Annotated in this window: 13 protein-coding genes and 1 pseudogene; 6 read left to right on the top strand and 8 right to left on the bottom strand. The window is 69.2% G+C overall.

Translation table 11 applies throughout. The features are described 5' to 3' along the window. Positions 1 to 319: 319 nt before the first annotated feature. From coaD to recG, 3 genes are read right to left on the bottom strand one after another with little or no spacing between them, the layout of a single operon-like run. Entirely contained in the window at positions 320 to 808 is a 489-nt protein-coding gene (coaD, locus tag Manayef4_RS10120) for a pantetheine-phosphate adenylyltransferase (RefSeq protein WP_070131422.1), read from the bottom strand. Continuing rightward, positions 805 to 1,362: a 16S rRNA (guanine(966)-N(2))-methyltransferase RsmD gene (gene rsmD / locus Manayef4_RS10115; RefSeq protein WP_070131421.1), complete on the bottom strand. Its 558-nt coding sequence runs from the start codon at positions 1,360 to 1,362 to the stop codon at positions 805 to 807. Before rsmD ends, coaD begins: the two co-directional genes overlap by 4 nt. Positions 1,363 to 1,374: 12 nt before the next feature. Next, positions 1,375 to 3,570: an ATP-dependent DNA helicase RecG gene (recG, locus tag Manayef4_RS10110; RefSeq protein WP_070131437.1), complete on the bottom strand. Its 2,196-nt coding sequence runs from the start codon at positions 3,568 to 3,570 to the stop codon at positions 1,375 to 1,377. A gap of 252 nt (positions 3,571 to 3,822) precedes the next feature. Between recG and rpmB the strand changes: the two genes are divergently transcribed. Further along, positions 3,823 to 4,011 (top strand): 50S ribosomal protein L28, encoded by a 189-nt coding sequence (gene rpmB, locus Manayef4_RS10105; RefSeq protein WP_011437984.1) that lies wholly within the window; start codon positions 3,823 to 3,825, stop codon positions 4,009 to 4,011. Positions 4,012 to 4,149: 138 nt separating this feature from the next. Beyond that, positions 4,150 to 5,301 (top strand): D-alanine--D-alanine ligase family protein, encoded by a 1,152-nt coding sequence (locus Manayef4_RS10100; protein WP_070131420.1) that lies wholly within the window; start codon positions 4,150 to 4,152, stop codon positions 5,299 to 5,301. A gap of 77 nt (positions 5,302 to 5,378) precedes the next feature. Here Manayef4_RS10100 and Manayef4_RS10095 read toward each other — a convergent pair whose 3' ends face one another. Both Manayef4_RS10095 and Manayef4_RS10090 read right to left on the bottom strand, forming a co-directional pair. Further along, complete coding sequence (locus Manayef4_RS10095; RefSeq protein WP_254665567.1) at positions 5,379 to 5,993, bottom strand: DUF3515 family protein; 615 nt, start codon at positions 5,991 to 5,993, stop codon at positions 5,379 to 5,381. A gap of 66 nt (positions 5,994 to 6,059) precedes the next feature. Beyond that, positions 6,060 to 6,293 carry an Lrp/AsnC ligand binding domain-containing protein gene (locus Manayef4_RS10090; RefSeq protein WP_011437987.1) on the bottom strand — a complete coding sequence of 78 codons (234 nt, stop codon included), beginning with the start codon at positions 6,291 to 6,293 and terminating at the stop codon, positions 6,060 to 6,062. A 247-nt stretch (positions 6,294 to 6,540) separates the two neighbouring features. On the opposite strand from Manayef4_RS10090, the gene thiD reads away from it, so the two are divergent. Together thiD and murA are read left to right on the top strand one after the other, a co-directional pair. Next, positions 6,541 to 7,374 (top strand): bifunctional hydroxymethylpyrimidine kinase/phosphomethylpyrimidine kinase, encoded by an 834-nt coding sequence (gene thiD, locus Manayef4_RS10085; RefSeq protein WP_011437988.1) that lies wholly within the window; start codon positions 6,541 to 6,543, stop codon positions 7,372 to 7,374. 109 nt (positions 7,375 to 7,483) lie between these two features. Then, a complete protein-coding gene (gene murA / locus Manayef4_RS10080; protein WP_070131418.1) occupies positions 7,484 to 8,905 on the top strand; it encodes a UDP-N-acetylglucosamine 1-carboxyvinyltransferase in 1,422 nt (473 codons plus the stop codon). A gap of 42 nt (positions 8,906 to 8,947) precedes the next feature. Here murA and Manayef4_RS10075 read toward each other — a convergent pair whose 3' ends face one another. Then, complete coding sequence (locus tag Manayef4_RS10075; protein WP_011437990.1) at positions 8,948 to 9,958, bottom strand: NAD(P)H-dependent glycerol-3-phosphate dehydrogenase; 1,011 nt, start codon at positions 9,956 to 9,958, stop codon at positions 8,948 to 8,950. Then, entirely contained in the window at positions 9,955 to 10,212 is a 258-nt protein-coding gene (locus Manayef4_RS10070; protein WP_011437991.1) for a hypothetical protein, read from the bottom strand. The genes Manayef4_RS10075 and Manayef4_RS10070 overlap by 4 nt, the downstream gene beginning before the upstream one ends. Before the next feature lie 75 nt (positions 10,213 to 10,287). Here Manayef4_RS10070 and cofC point away from each other — a divergent pair. After that, positions 10,288 to 10,971, top strand: a pseudogene (gene cofC, locus Manayef4_RS22815) (2-phospho-L-lactate guanylyltransferase); the annotation flags it as partial. A 35-nt stretch (positions 10,972 to 11,006) separates the two neighbouring features. Here cofC and Manayef4_RS10065 read toward each other — a convergent pair. Next, positions 11,007 to 13,478, bottom strand: coding sequence for an EAL domain-containing protein (locus Manayef4_RS10065; RefSeq protein WP_070131417.1), 2,472 nt, complete (start codon positions 13,476 to 13,478; stop codon positions 11,007 to 11,009). 314 nt (positions 13,479 to 13,792) lie between these two features. Here Manayef4_RS10065 and Manayef4_RS10060 point away from each other — a divergent pair, with 314 nt between their 5' ends. After that, positions 13,793 to 15,994: an RNA degradosome polyphosphate kinase gene (locus Manayef4_RS10060; protein WP_070131416.1), complete on the top strand. Its 2,202-nt coding sequence runs from the start codon at positions 13,793 to 13,795 to the stop codon at positions 15,992 to 15,994. Positions 15,995 to 16,002 lie beyond the last annotated feature (8 nt).

Below are 16,002 nucleotides of genomic sequence, written 5' to 3'. Positions count from 1 at the left end.
CACCCTGGACCCTCCCAGCGGCACCCCGGACCCTCCCAGCGGCCCGGACCCTCCCAGAGGATCGACGAACAGACTCCAGCCGGTCAGCTACCAACGCCGGTCAGCTACTACGGTCTCCTAGCCTATCCGATCGGTGCCGCGGACGATCCGATCAGGCTGCCGGGATCTCCGGACACCCGAGCCCGGCGGGCGGCGGACCTCCGCCTAGGAAGCCGCTCGGGTGCCGCTCGCCCCCCGCGACCGGCCCCGGAGCCCGGACAGTCCGGAACGGCGGGAGAGCCCGGCGGAAGTCGGTCGGCGGCTACCCACCCGGCGGGGGTTACTGAGCGAGGCGCTCACGGAGCTGTTTGAGTACCACATCCGGTACCAGCCCCGACACGTCACCTCCGTAACGCGCGACCTCCTTCACCAGACTGGAGGACAGAAAGGYATATTGCGGGTTCGTACTCATGAAAAGAGTCTCCACGCCCGCAAGCGAATTGTTCATCTGCGCCATCTGAAGCTCATAGTCGAAGTCGCTGACCGCACGCAGTCCTTTGACGATCGACTGGATACCCCTACTCCGACAAAAATCGACGATCAGCCCGTGGGACGCATCTACCAGGACGTKGGACGGCGCCATCGGATGATCACGCAGGGCCTCTCTGATGAGCTCCATCCGCTCGTCGACGGTGAACAAGGTGACCTTGTTCTTGTTGATCGATACGGCGACCACGACCTCGTCGAAGAGTCTGCTCGCTCGGACGATGATGTCGAGATGACCGTTGGTGATCGGATCAAATGAACCGGKACAGGCTGCCCTCCTCATGATCGAATACCGTACCAGAGAGCACCCTCCCCGTACCTCCGGTCGCGCAGCGCACACAACCCGTCAGGCCAGGCGACCGGGCCCGAGCGGTGCGATCTTTCGACAACGCAGACACCGTCCGCAGTCAACCAGGCGGCCGCCAGCAGCTTTGACAGCACTTCGCCGAGTTCCGAATCGCGCATCGCGTACGGCGGATCGAGGAAAACCACGTCGTAGGGATTATCCGAGGTGTTCTKCACCACACGCTCTACCGCGGCTTGCGCRATCTTCGCGCCCGACAGTCCCAGCGCTGTCACGTTCCGCCGCAGAGTGCGTATCACGACCGGATCGCGGTCGACGAGAAGAGCATGAGTGGCACCCCGAGACAGCGCTTCCAGACCGACCGCACCAGACCCGGCATAAAGATCGGCAATCCGAGCACCCCGCAGATCCAGACAGGTCGACAAGGTGTTGAACAACCCCTCACGGGCACGTTCCGAGGTCGGACGGGTGGTCGTTCCGGGTGGAACCAYGAGCCGCCGACCACCCGCGGTTCCACTGATGATGCGCGTCATCGGGCCACCCGGTCATCCCTTCTCGAGGAAGGCGACACTGGTGTCGTCGAGAACCGCGTCGAGCAGCCGGCGCAGTGCGGGATGCCGGTCCAACCCGGGGTCGTCGTCAACCAGGCGACCGGCCTCCTCGCGTGCGTCGCGGATCAGGTCCTCATCACGAAGAAGTTCCAGGAGCTTCAGGGATCGTCGTCCGCCGGACTGGGCGGCCCCGAGCACATCGCCCTCTCGACGCTGCGCGAGGTCGAGACGGGCCAGCTTCGCCCCGTCGCTGGTGGCGGCGACCGCGCTGAGCCGCTCCCAGGCGGGGGATCCCGGCTCGGCCGCTGTATGCAGAAGACACCAGCCGGGCGCGGTGCCCCGGCCGACCCTCCCGCGCAGCTGGTGCAGCTGGGACACGCCGAACCTGTCCGCGTCCAGGACGACCATCACTGTCGCGTTCGGTACGTTCACTCCCACCTCGATGACGGTGGTGGCGACCAGCACGTCGACCTCGCCGGCCGCGAATCGGTTCATGGTGGCCTCCCGTTGCCCGGGTGCGAGACGACCGTGCAGCGGTTCAACCCTGAGGTCCGCAAGCTCGCCATCCACCAACAGGGGCAGCACCTCACACACTGTCGCAGCTGGTCGGGACGCTCGCGAATCCGGACCGGCAGCCGAGGATTCGGCGGGATCATCCTCCCCGCCCCCGTCCTCCCCGCCCGCACCGATCCGGGGACACACGACATAGGCCTGATGCCCGGCGGCCACCTCGTCGCGGATTCGTCCCCACATTCGATCCGTCCAGGATCTCTGGCTCGCCGGCACCACGAACGTCCCGATGGGAGAGCGTCCCGCTGGCAGTTCGGTGAGCTCGGAGACTTCGAGATCACCGAACACGGTCATCGCGACCGTCCGGGGAATCGGTGTCGCGGTCATCACAAGAAGGTGGGGAGGACGTCGTCCACGCGCTCGCAGTGCGTCCCGCTGTTCGACGCCGAAACGATGCTGTTCGTCGACGACGATCAGACCAAGATCGTTAAAAATCACCTCATCGTGCAGCAGGGCATGAGTACCGACCACCAGACCGGTGGAACCGTCCGCGATCTCCGCCAGAGCCTCCCGCCGCGCACGCCCTCCCATCGATCCGGTGACCAGCGTCACCCGCGTGGCCCGATGATCGGCTCCTAGTTCCCCTGCCCGGGCCAGATCGCCGAGCATCTCCCGGAGGCTTCGGCTGTGCTGAGCGGCAAGAGTTTCGGTGGGCGCCAGGAGTACCGCCTGGCCGCCCGTGTCGACCACAGTGAGCATCGCCCGCAGGGCGACCAGTGTCTTGCCCGAACCCACCTCTCCCTGTAGCAGTCGATGCATCGGAACGGGCCGACCGATCTCGGCTGCGATCGTCTTCCCCACCTCGCGCTGGCCCGTCGTGAGGGGGAAGGGCAGATCGGCATCGAACGCCGCCAGCAGACCATCCGGACGCTGCGACCGGGGTGTTGTCGCCAGCGCCTCCACCTCACGACGCCGCTGGGCCAACGCCACCTGCAACACCAGAGCCTCATCCCAGGTGAGGCGCCGACGACCGGAGGCGATCTCACCACGGTTCGCGGGCTGGTGAACCAGCCGGAAGGCCTCGGCCAGAGCGGGCAGGCGGTACCGGCTGCGGAGATCGTCCGGCAACGGATCCTCGACGGGATCGAGAGAGTCCAACRCCAGCCGGACGCACCTCGCCAGCGTCCAGCTCGGCACCTTGGCGGAGGCGGGGTAGATCGGAACCAGCGCGTTCGCGAACGGCGCACCGCTGACGGCTTCCCCGCTCTCCTCGGGTTCGAGGAGCTGGACCTCCGGGTTGGTCAGCTGACGCTGCCCGCGGAACTCGTCGACCTTGCCGGCGAACAGCGCGGTCGTCCCGGGACGTAGGTCACGCTCCCGCCAGCTCTGATTGAAGAAGGTCAGCGACAGTGAATGCCGGCCGTCCGTCACCGTCACGCGCACCATCGACTTCCGGGTGCCGCGCATCGGGCGGCGTTCCGTCTTCTCGACCCGGGCCTGGACCGTAACCGTCTCACCGACGACGAGGTCCGCGAGGTCCGTCAGCTCGCCTCTCTCATGGTACCGGCGGGGCAGGTGCCCCAGCAGATCACCGACCAGCCTCAACTCCAGACCATCGGCCAGGAGGGCGGCGGCACGCGCGCCGACGAGGGCCTTCAGGGGCGTGTCGAGGTCGACCACATTACCGATAGTGCACCGGAGCACCGACAGTACCGAGACCCACCGGCTCCCGCCGCATCATCTGGACCACAGAACTGGACCACAGAAGGTGGGGTAACCTCAAGCGGGCCGCCACTGCGCGCGTCCCCCGGCGGCGCCGTCAGGGTCGCGGGTTGCGTACGATTCTGGTTCTGACTCCCCTGACGTCCCGGGCACGCCTACCGGGACCAGTACTACTTCGACTTCGGCTACTACTTCGACGGAGTGTTTCTCGTGTCYTCGGTGTGTGACGTCTGCGGCAAGGGGCCGGGCTTCGGTATGTCGGTCTCCCACTCCCACCGACGCACGCGCCGTCGGTGGAACCCCAACATCCAGACCGTGCGCACGGTCGTGGGCGGGACCCCCAAGCGGCTGAACGTCTGCGCTTCCTGCATCAAGGCGGGCAAGGTCTCTCGCGCCTGAGCCCTCCGGGCCGGACGTTACTCCGGCCGGACGGGGCGTCACCGGACACAGGCCTCCCGTGGAGGTCGAGGCGGAGCGCGGCCACATCCACGTCGGGTACGCTGCCGGTCACCGACGCCGATCCGTTAGTGTCCCGGCATGGCAGGCTCCAGGCGTCGGATTCGGCTCGCCCTCCTGTTCGGTGGCCGSAGCACCGAGCACGCGATCTCCTGTATATCGGCCAGCGGTGTACTGCGAGCCCTGGATCGTGACGTCTACGACGTCGTCCCCGTCGGCATCGACACACATGGCCGCTGGGTCGTGCTGCCGGACGACCCGACCGCCCTCGCGGTGACGGGAGACCGACTGCCCGCCGTCGTCGCGGCCCACGGTGAGAGCGTCGTCCTGGCCGCGGATCCGACGACGCCCGGTCTGTTGCCGTGCCGCCCCCGCGGCGGCCTCGACTCTGTCAGGAACACCCTCGGGAGCAGCGACGCTCTCGGGAGCAGCGACATTCCCGGGGACATCGATGTGGTCTTCCCGCTGCTCCACGGCCCCTTTGGGGAGGATGGGACGGTCCAGGGTCTCCTGGAGATGGCCGGCCTGCCCTACGTCGGCTCCGGGGTGTTCGCCAGCGCGGCCGCCATGGACAAGCAACACATGAAGGCACTGCTGCGGGCCGCCGGCCTTCCCGTCGGCTCCTACGCCGTCCTGCGAGCCGGTGACACACTCACCGGGGCCGACCAGGAACGGCTGGGGCTGCCCGTCTTCGTGAAGCCCGCGCGCGGCGGGTCGAGTATCGGGATCAGCCGGGTCGAGGCCTGGGCGGACCTGGACACCGCGATCAAGGCAGCCCGCGCCAGCGAMCCCAAGGTCCTGGTGGAGTCGGCGATCGTCGGCCVCGAGATCGAGTGCGGGGTCCTCGGAATTCTAGACGGCCCCGGTGCCGAGGCGAGTGTGCCCRCCGAGATCACCGTCACGTCTTCGGCCGGCTTCTACGACTTCGAGGCCAAGTACATGTCCGACGCCACCCACTTCGACGTCCCGGYCAACCTGTCCCACGCGGTACGGGAGGAGGTCCGGGGAGTGGCGATCGCGGCGTTCGAGGCCCTGGACTGCGCCGGGCTCGCGCGGGTTGACATGTTTGTCACGGCCGACGACCATGTGATCATCAACGAGGTCAACACGATGCCCGGTTTCACCCCTACCTCGATGTTCCCGCGGATGTGGGAGGCGAGCGGGGTCACCTATCCGCAGTTGGTGGACCGGCTCGTCAGGCTGGCCCTGCGCGACGGAGCGGGGCTGCGCTGACCGCCCGGCACCTGCGCCACCCGGGCCCGTGACGGCGTGGAGGCGTTCCGCCGGGCGGGAATGGCCGGGAGCTCGTCTCAGGATGTCGTCGACCTGCTGTGCGCCCRCACGGCGGGGGCGACCGAGACGAGTACCTCGAACGCCTRCACGTCGGCGGGCAGGGTGAGAACCACCTGGGGCTGCCGCGTGGGGGTGGAATAGCGCACCGTCGTGCCGCCCAGGTTCTCGGCGAACCACCCCACATCGTCCACGGCGGACAGCATCGCATCGGGACGGTAGCTTGCCGGAAGACCGGGCGCGCCGCAGGTGAGCACCACCGGCGCCGCGCCGTAGGCCGCCGCCGTGGCCTGTGGGGGGTCCAGTGTCCGGCGGTCGAGGTCGTCCCCGAGCGACGGGGGAAGATCGTGGACCAGGTCCACGCACGACGAACGGACCGACTCCGCGGGAATCGGCACGTTGGTCAGCCGAATCGATCCGGGACCGCCGCATCCGACCAGCGCGAGCAGGACCCACGAGGCGACGAACACCGGATACCGACATGACCGCCCCGGCCGGCGCCCGCCCCGTGCCGGGCGTCGGCCCCGCTCGGCTTGCTCACCACCGGTGGCCATGTCCCGATTCTGGCGCGCCACCGACGTCACCGGTGGCCCGGCCCCGGCGGTGGGCGCGAGCCGGGAGCCGGGAGCGCCCACCGGGTCCCCCGTCCCGGAGCCGACCTGACCCACGTCGGGACGGAGGAGCTTCAGCGGCGGAGAAGCTCAGAAGTGAACGACCGGGCAGGTCAGCGTGCGGGTGATGCCGTCGACCGACTGCACTCTCGCCATGACCATCTTCCCGAGGTCATCGACGGTGGCCGCCTCCGCCCGGACGATGACGTCATAGGGGCCGGTGACGTCCTCGGCCTGGGTGACCCCGGGGATCTGCTCGATCTCCTTGGCAACCGAGGAGGACTTGCCGACCTCGGTCTGGATAAGGATGTACGCGTGGACCACAGACGCTCCCTCGTCGGACGTCGACAGCCCGTCGAGCAGAACTACGGGCCGACAGAAGGTAACAGGCAAACGGCCCGGATGAGAGCCTCCGAGGTCGAGGAATTTGCTCAGATCGGCCGACAGGGACCGACCGAGGGGTCGCCCGGCCTCATCCGGAACCCCAATCGTGGGGGTCAGCTGGCCGGCTCGGTACCCGGTTGTGATGGCAACCACGACGCAGCTACCCAGAGCGAAGAATAGGAGACACGTGAACGCTCGGAGCATCCGGAGCGAGCCGCCGCCGGAACCGAGCTCCGCCCCGCCCCGCGTACTGACGATCGCCGGATCGGATTCTGGCGGCGGCGCGGGCATTCAGGCAGATCTCAAGACGATGCTCGCCCTCGGCGTCCACGGCATGAGTGCGATCGTCGCGGTGACGGCACAGAATTCCCTGGGCGTCCATGGTGTGTGGGATCTCCCTCCGGAAGCGGTCCGAGCCCAGATCAGAGCGGTCGTGGCGGACATCGGGGTCGACGCGGTGAAGACGGGGATGCTCTCCTCCGCGGCTCTGGTCTCGCTGGTCGCCGCCGAACTCTCGCGGCTCGACGTACCCGTCGTGGTCGATCCGGTCAGCGTCTCCAAGCACGGCGACCCCCTGCTGTCCCCGGAGGCGGTCGAGGTGGTCCGTACGGAGCTCATGCCCCGCGCCACCATCGCCACACCGAACCTCGACGAGGTACGTCTGCTGACCGGGGTGGAGGTGCTGGACGTCGCCGACCTGCCCAGAGCCGCCGAGGCGATGCTCGCCCTGGGCCCGCGCTGGGTGCTGGTGAAGGGCGGGCATCTTCCCGGCGACGCGGTCGACCTGCTCACCGACGGGACCACCGAGGTCGTCCTCCGAAGCCCCCGCCTGGACCGGCGGCACACCCATGGCACCGGATGCACGCTGGCCTCCGCGATCGCCGCGCACCTGGCGCAGGGGCGTGGTCACGTCGAGGCCGCACAGGCCGCCAAGGCCTACGTCAGTGGCGCCCTGGCCAGCGGCTTTCCGCTCGGCGCGGGGATCGGCCCGGTAGACCACGGCTATCGTCACCGTAGGTAGCAGCCTGAGAGCCGGGCTCGGGCCGCGCCGGCGGCGTCTGGTTCAATCGCCCCGCCGCACGTGACCTGACGCACGTCACGCATCCGCATCATCACCGTGGAGGTAGCCCGTGGGGGCGCACAGCTCGGGAGTGGTACCATCCACCAGCACGGACCGACGGTGGTATCGCATCGTCGGCGGCGCTCCGCTCACCGGCTCGGTCGAAGCGTCCGGGGCCAAGAACTCGGTCACCAAGCTGCTCGTCGCCACCCTCCTCACGCCAGAGCCGTGCACCCTGACCCGGGTGCCTCGGATCGCCGAGGTCGACGTGGTCCTGGGCATGCTCGCCGAACTCGGCACCCAGGTGGAGTGGCTGGACGAGCACACTGTGCGACTCGCCACCGAAAAGATCATCGACGCGTCGCTGTCCGAGGCCTACTCCGGGGTCAACCGGATACCGATCCTGATGATGGGCCCGCTCCTGCACCGCGTCGGCGAAGCCGTGATCCCGCTGCCCGGCGGTTGCCGGATCGGCAAGCGTCCYGTCGACTTCCACCTCGCCGGCCTGCGTGCCATGGGTGCGGAGATCGTCGAGCAGCTGCGTTCCGTCCAGGTCAAGACGCTGGGTCTGCACGGCACCCATGTCGCGCTGCCGTTCCCGAGTGTCGGCGCGACCGAGAACCTGCTCCTGGCCGCGGTCCGGGCGCAGGGTACGACCGTCATCTCGAATGCGGCGGTGGAACCGGAGGTCATCGACCTCATCATGTTCCTGCAGCAGATGGGCGCCCTCGTCGACGTGGAAGTCGACCGCACGATCGTGGTGCAGGGGGTCGACGCACTGCGGGGAGCCACCCATGCCCCGATCCACGACCGCATCGAAGCCGCGTCCTTCGCCTCGGCCGCGGTGGCCACCAACGGCAGGGTGGAGGTGGTYGGTGCCCGCCAGGAACATCTGGCGACCTTCCTCAACCACCTCCGCCGGCTCGGTGGCGAGTTCGAGGTCACCCCGCGGGGCATGACCTTCTTCCGGGCCCAGCCGTTGACCGCGTCACATGTGCAGACCGACGTACACCCCGGGTTCATGACCGACTGGCAGCAGCCCCTGGTCGTCCTGCTCACCCAGGCCAAGGGTGCCTCCGTGATCCACGAGACGATCTACGAGGACCGGTTCGGATACACCAGACAACTGGCCGAGATGGGCGCCGACATCGCCCTGTCGACCCTGTGCCTCGGTGGGAAGGCCTGCCGGTTCGCGTCCCGGGACTTCGAGCATTCGGCGGTCGTGAGCGGGCCGACCTCCCTCACCGGCGGTGATCTGGCGATCCCCGACCTGCGCGCCGGCTTTGCCTACGTGCTGGCCGCGCTGGTGGCCGACGGCACCAGCATCATCCGCGGGACCCGTTTCCTCGAACGCGGTTACGAGGACCCGGTGGGTAAGCTGCGCTCGATCGGAGCGTTMATTGACACGCAGGCCGTGGGTTCGCCCCCGGCACCGACCACGCCCCGACCTGACCGGAACGACGGTGCTGCCGGGCCAGGCGCATGCAGGTGAGGCGCGTGCAGGCCAGGCGCATGCAGGTCAGGGACACGCAGGTCAGGGACGGAGCCGGTACTCCGGGCCCGGCTCCCGACTCATCAGATCCTTGACGGCCTCCATCGGGGGAAGACCCTCATAGAGGACCCGTTCGACCTGGCGGGTGATCGGCATGGCGACGCCCAGGTCATCGGCCATGGCGAGCAGGGGGCGGCAGGAGCGCACCCCCTCGGCGACCTGCTGCTGTTCGGCCTCCACCTGCGCGAGCGTGAGGCCACGCCCGAGTTTCTCGCCGAAGGTGCGGTTGCGCGAGAGCGGGGAGCCGCAGGTCGCCACGAGATCCCCCAGTCCCGCCAGTCCCGCGAATGTCATCGGATCGGCACCCAGCGCGACCCCGAGTCGGAGGGTCTCGGCCAGGCCGCGCGTCATCAACGAGGCGAGGCTGTTGGTGCCGAAGCCCATTCCCTCCAGCATGCCGGCAGCCAGTGCGATGACGTTCTTGATCGCTCCGCCCAGCTCGCAGCCGATCACGTCGGTGTTGGTGTAGGGGCGGAAATAGGGCGTCCAGCACGCCGCCTGGACGGCCTCCGCCGTGCTCGTCGAGGTACTGGCGACCACAGTCGCCGCCGGCTGCTCGGCGGCGATCTCGGGCGCCAGATTCGGACCGCTCACCACCGCGATCCGGTCCGGCGACACGCCTGTGACCTGCGTGATGACCTCGCTCATCCGCAACTGGCTGCCCACCTCCACCCCCTTCATCAGGCTGACGTAGACGGCGTCGGGCCCAATCAGGGGCGCCCATCCGGCGAGGACGGAGCGCAGCGCCTGAGACGGTACGGCCAGCACCACGAACTCCGCGCCGGCCAGCGCCTCCCCCGCGTCGGACATCGCGCGCACCCGGTCCGGCAGCTGGATCGCCGGCAGATAGCGCGGATTGACCTGGCGGGTGTTGACCGCCCGGACGATCTCAGGGTCACGGGCGACCAGGTTGACCCGTGCTCCGGCATCCGCGAGGACCTTCGCGAACACACTTCCCCAGGACCCGGCCGTAAGCACCGCGGCCCGTCTCACCTGGTTCCCCAGGAAACGTCCGGCCGAGCGGGGGGAGTGATCGCGACCCCGACGATGGGTACGAGGAAGGCGCCACCGATCGAGGCGTTTTCTACCTTGTGGCGGGAATCGACAATAATTGTGCCCTCCGGATGGATCGCGTGCCTGGTATCGACGCCCGGCCGGCTGGACACCTCGCATCGCGCCGCGTCCGCCGCGTCCTCACTCTGACCGTAGACGCCGATCTGGCGGGTACCACGCAGGATGCGCCGCATGCCGGGGACGCGCCACGGCTCCGGCGTTCAGCCCGCGCACGCAGGACCCGGCGCACCGCGGGGTCGGCATGGCCTATGGTCGCCTTCGTGTGGCTCCCACGAAACGGAGTGTCCYGGACGGTCGTGCTGCCGCTGAAGAACCTCACCCGGGCGAAGACCCGGCTGGACCGCCCCGACCGGAGCCGGCTGGCCCTTGCGATGGCCTTGGACACGGTGATGGCGGTACTTGAGTCCGAGACCGATCTGGTCGGCGCCGTGATGATCGTAACGAACGATCGGACGGCCGACCACGCCCTGTCGACTCTCCTCAATTCCCACTATATTGGCGCAGATCAACCGAATCTTTCCCCGGCTGCGAGGAGCGCTCGGCTCGTCGTGATTCCGGACGAACCCGACCGAGGTCTCAATCCCGCTCTGGTGCACGGCGCCGCGCTGGCCTCGGCCCGCTGGCCCACCCGTGCGGTGGCTGCCCTCTCCGCCGACCTTCCCGCGCTGCGCCCCCCCGAGCTGCATCAGGCGCTGTCCGAGGCGAGCCAGCACCGTCGAGCGGTTCTCGCCGACGCGACCGGAACGGGAACCGTTCTGCTGACCGCGTCGGCCGGCGCCACCCTGCAGCCCGCATTCGGACCACACAGTCACGCCACGCACCGTCGCTCCGGAGCGGTGGATCTGACGGGAACCCTCGGTGGCTCGGTACCGGGACTGCGACGTGACGTCGACACGCTGGCGGATCTGGCGCAGGCCCGGGACCTGGGGGTAGGCCGGGCCACCAGGGCGGCGCTGACCGCCGGGTATCACTCCCCGCTCGTGGCGGAGGACTCCGGCGGATCCGGCGGCGAATCGGGCACCTCGGCGGAGTCAGGGCTGTCCGTACCACCGGGGATCGTAGGCGGAACCCAGCGCCGGATCGTGAGCGACGCGAGCGGACCAGGTCGGGCGAAGAAGTATCCCTGACCCAGCTCGCAACCCAGCTCCTCGAGCTCGGCGATCTGTCCTTCCCGCTCGATGCCCTCGGCCACGACGACGGCACCGAGGGCGTGCGCGAGACTGATCATCGATCGACGCATCGTCGCCACCCGGTGTCCGTCCCTGGGCGGTGGTTCGAGCAGCGTCCGATCGAGCTTCACGACGTCCACCGGCAGTTGATGGAGGGCGGCCAATGTGCTGTGGCCGGCACCGACATCGTCGAGCGCGACCGCCACCCCCAGCGCACGAACCTCGTTCAACACCTCGCGTGCGCCGCGCAGATCGTCAATCCGGCTCGTTTCGGTGATCTCGACCACCAGCCTGCCCGGGTCGAACCGACTGGCCGCCAGCGCCTGGGCGACGCTGTCGAGCAGCGTGGTGTCGGCGATCCTGCTGGCTGAGACGTTCACGTGCAGCCGCAGTGCCGAGGCCGGGTACGCCACGGCGACCTCCGCGCAGGCCTGGGTGAGGACCATGTCGTCGAGGGCGCCGACGATGCCGCCGTCCTCCGCGGCCGCGACAAAGGTGCCCGGTGGCACCGGTCCACGCCCCGGCTCCGTCCATCGGGCGAGGGCCTCCAGGGCGACYGGACTGCGATCGCGCAGCCGCACGATGGGCTGGTAGTGCACGTCGAAGCCGGCCGACCGTCCTCCCCTGCGCAGGGCGGTGGCCAAGGCGTCGGCGAGGTGCGTGCCGGCGCTGGGCGGGCACAGTCCGGGCCGGTAGACCACCAGACGGTTCTTTCCCGTTCGTTTTGCCGTGTGGACGGCCGTGTCGGCCCGCCGGAGCAGCGCCTCGGTGGTCTCCTGGGTCCGGCACGCGACGACCAGCCCCACACTCCCGCGGACCGGCCAGAGGTGACCGGCGGCCTGCGCCGGCTGGCGCAGCGCGGCCAGGACCCGTTCGGCGACGGTCTCGGGCAGTTCCCGCCCACCGTCCAACAGCACGGCGAACTCGTCGGAGCCGAGCCTCGCCACGGTGTCCGACGTGCCTACGCAGTGTCGTAGCCGTTGCCYGACCGCGCGCAGCAGATGATCACCTGCGGCGTGYCCGAGGCTGTCGTTGACGACCCGGAAGTCGTCGARGTCGCAGTACAGGACGGCCACGTCACGGCCGTCGTGGCGGCTCGCGGCGAGGGCGTCGGTGAGCCGCTGGTGGAACAGGGTGCGGTTGGCCAGCTCGGTCAACGGGTCATGGGATGTCCAGTGCCGCACCTCGTGCTCGGCCTCGCCGACCCGGYTCGCCAACCGCTGACTCACCCGCAGGGTCGTCAGCTGCCGGACGAGGACGGTGAGGACGAGCGTCGCACCCCCGATAATCTCGACCGGATCGAGAATGACTCCGCCGTGGGCCCGCCCCAGCAGAAGCGCCGCGACCACGGCCGCGGCGACATAGGGGACCGCCGGCCACAGCCATCCGAGCAGTTCGCCGTGAACGGGCCACCGGCGAGACCGGCGGCCGTCCTCCCGGCCGTTCTCCCGGCCGTTCTCCCGGCCGTCCCCCCGGCCGGCACGCGATGCCGCAAGGACGATCAACAGGGCACCGGCGACCGAGCAGGAACCCGTCATCGTGGGATCCCTGCCGTCGAGCTGAACGATCCACACGCCGGCGACCGCGAGGCACACCAGTCCGGTTCCGGCGATCGCGACGGCGGGCAGGTCCACCGGTTGCCGGAAGCCTGCCACGTGCAGGAATGCGATGATCAATAGCAGCACGACGATCGGATGCGCAACCGCGAGGAGATGCTCCACCGGCTGCGGCGGGCGGGAGGAGTCCACTTCGTCGATCCCGGCGAGCACCCCGGACCAGGCGAGCAGRAACAGGGAGTTGCCGAGTATGACCTCGTCGAACGCGGTGGCCGGACTGGCGCGCGGGTAGGCGGCGGCCACCCCCTCGCCGCCCGCCCCGGCGACGCGGGTGAGCCGCGAGGAACTCGGCGGCCAGCGGTGGGTGCCCCCGGCGAGGCCGGCCATCCCTGCCGGCGCCAGCACGCCCGCGCGCGGTCGTGATCGACGCGCCCGACCCGCGGGAACAGCCGCGAAGGCGGCGAGTGCGAGGACCGGCATGGCGAGTTGGCCGGCGTCGGTGAGATACCCGGCATCCGTCGCCGTCCGCCCTCCGACCGATGCCCCGTCCCAGCGGTGCAGCATCCATCCGGCCTGTCCAACCGTCCAGGTCGCCAGCGCGAAGGACAGCCACACCAACCAGCGGCCCCGTACTCGACCGAGACGGCGACCGGCCCGGGCACAACTCAGTGTCGCGGTCAGGCCCGCGGCGATCGCGGCGGCGTCGACGAGCATCCCTCGTCCCGCCCTCCTCCCCCTGTGCTGGCCGCCTGGGGCAGTCGGCCGCCTGGGGCAGAGGGATCCGACCGGACCACGGAAACGGCCCGCTACATCACGATAAGGTACAAACGAGCGCGACGGCGCTTCTCGGCACCGTAGCGCGTGATCGCTATATCACAAAGAGTAGGCGAATACTTCGCGTGCCGCGCGGTCTCTGCCAGTGTCCGGATCGGGGTCAGACCGGCGATGCGGGTCCCGCCCGGCCCCCGCTGCCAGAGATGCCACATCGATGCTGCCGAGTCCATCGGGGACTGGCACCATCTACAGGCATGAGCGAGCTGATGGCGACCCGTCCTGAACAGCCTCAGCGCAAGGCCCGCAGTGGCCTGCTCGAGCCCCTGGAGGCGCCGCGTCAGCCGGCGCCGTCCGACCTGCCCGCCGGCCGCTTCATCAACCGGGAGGCGTCCTGGCTCGACTTCAACGCCCGGGTCCTCGCGCTCGCCGAGGACGTGTCCACGCCCCTGCTGGAGCGCGCGAAGTTCCTAGCGATCTTCGCCAGCAACCTGGACGAGTTCTACATGGTCCGGGTCGCGGGGCTGATGCGACGCGAGGCGAYGGGACTGGCCGTCCGCTCCGCCGACGGGCTGACCGCCCGGGAACAACTCGATCTCATCAGCACGATGACGGCCGAGGTCACCCGGCGGCATTCGCGATGCTTCACCGACGAGGTGGGGCCGTCGCTGGCCCATGCCGGGATCAGCATCCGGTTCTGGCCTCAGCTGACCGAGACCCAGCGTGATCAGCTGCACCACTACTTCCACGAACAGATCTTCCCGGTGCTCACTCCCCTCGCCGTCGATCCGGCGCACCCCTTCCCCTACATCAGCGGGCTGTCGCTCAATCTGGCCGTCCAGGTCCGTGACCCGGGCGGGGAGGTCGACCGCTTCGCCCGGGTGAAGGTGCCCCAGAACGTTCCTCGGCTGGTCCCCGTAGCGGTGGAGCCTACCGACACGGCCGGTGTCCCGGGGGGTCTGGCCCCCCAGGCGAGCGCATGCTTCGTCCCGCTGGAGGAAGTGATCGCTGCCCATCTCTCCCAGCTGTTCCCGGGCATGGAAGTGATCGACTCCCATCTGTTCCGGGTCACCCGCAACGCCGACCTCGAAGTCGAGGAGGACGAGGCGGAGGATCTGCTCCAGGCTCTGGAGCGCGAGCTCGCCCGGCGCCGGTTCGGTCCCGCCGTCCGCCTGGAAGTGGACGCCGACATCGATGATGATCTGCTCACCCTGCTGATGCGGGAGCTGGAGATCACCGAGCGCGAGGTACATCGGGTCGCCGGCCTGCTCGACCTGTCGACCCTGYGGGCTCTCTACGACCTCGACCGCCCGGAGCTGAAAGATACGCCGCGGGTCCCGATCACACATCGGCGGCTGACGACCGATGACGGCGAGACACCGGACTTCTTCAGCGTGCTCCGGGAGGGCGACATCCTCGTCCACCACCCGTACGACTCGTTCACCACGTCCGTTCAGCGGTTCATCGAGCAGGCGGCGGCCGATCCGCATGTTCTCGCCATCAAGCAGACGCTCTATCGCACGTCCGGGGACTCCCCCATCGTGGATGCCCTCATCGGCGCGGCCGAGGCGGGAAAGCAGGTCGTCGTCCTCGTCGAGATCAAGGCCCGGTTCGACGAGAGCGCCAACATCCGCTGGGCCCGCGAGCTGGAACGGGCCGGCTGCCACGTGGTCTACGGTCTCATCGGCCTGAAGACCCACTGCAAGACCTGCCTCGTGGTACGCCAGGAACGCGGCGGCCTGCGCCGCTACTGCCATGTGGGTACCGGCAACTACAACCCCAAGACCGCTCGGCTCTACGAGGACCTCGGGCTGCTGACCGCCGACCCGGGCGTGGGCGCGGATCTCACCGACCTGTTCAACGTCCTCACCGGCTACAGCCGACAGACGGAGTACCGCTCGCTGTTGGTCGCCCCGCAGCACATGCGGGACGGCATCCTGCAGCGGATCGAAGCCGAGGCCCAGGCTGTCCGGGGGGGCGGGGAGTCCGGGATCCGCATCAAGGTCAACAGCCTTGTCGACGAACAGGTGATCGACGCGCTGTATCACGCCTCCATCGCCGGGGTACCCGTGCACTGCCTGGTCCGCGGGATCTGCGCCCTACGTCCCGGAGTGCCGGGCCTGTCGGAGACGGTCCACGTGCGCTCGATCCTGGGGCGGTTCCTGGAGCACAGCCGGGTCCTCGAGTTCACCTCGTCTGGCGAGTTCTGGATCGGCAGCGCGGACATGATGCACCGCAATCTCGACCGCCGTATCGAGGCACTCGTGCGCGTCCCGCACCCGGACCGGCGAGACACCCTGCGGCAGATGCTCGACCATGCGTTCTCCGACGAGGTGTCCGCCTGGGTGCTGCAGTCCGACGGCCGCTGGGAACGACGCACGACCGGGCCGGACGACGTTCGCCTGTCGGACTACCAGCACGACCTGATGGCCGACGCCATGCGGCGCGGGCACCGGTAAGCCCGGCG

The sequence above is a fragment of the Frankia sp. CgMI4 genome (assembly GCF_001756285.1).
GTDB classification, from domain to species: domain Bacteria; phylum Actinomycetota; class Actinomycetes; order Frankiales; family Frankiaceae; genus Frankia; species Frankia casuarinae.
This window is presented reverse-complemented; position numbering and strand designations above follow the sequence as displayed.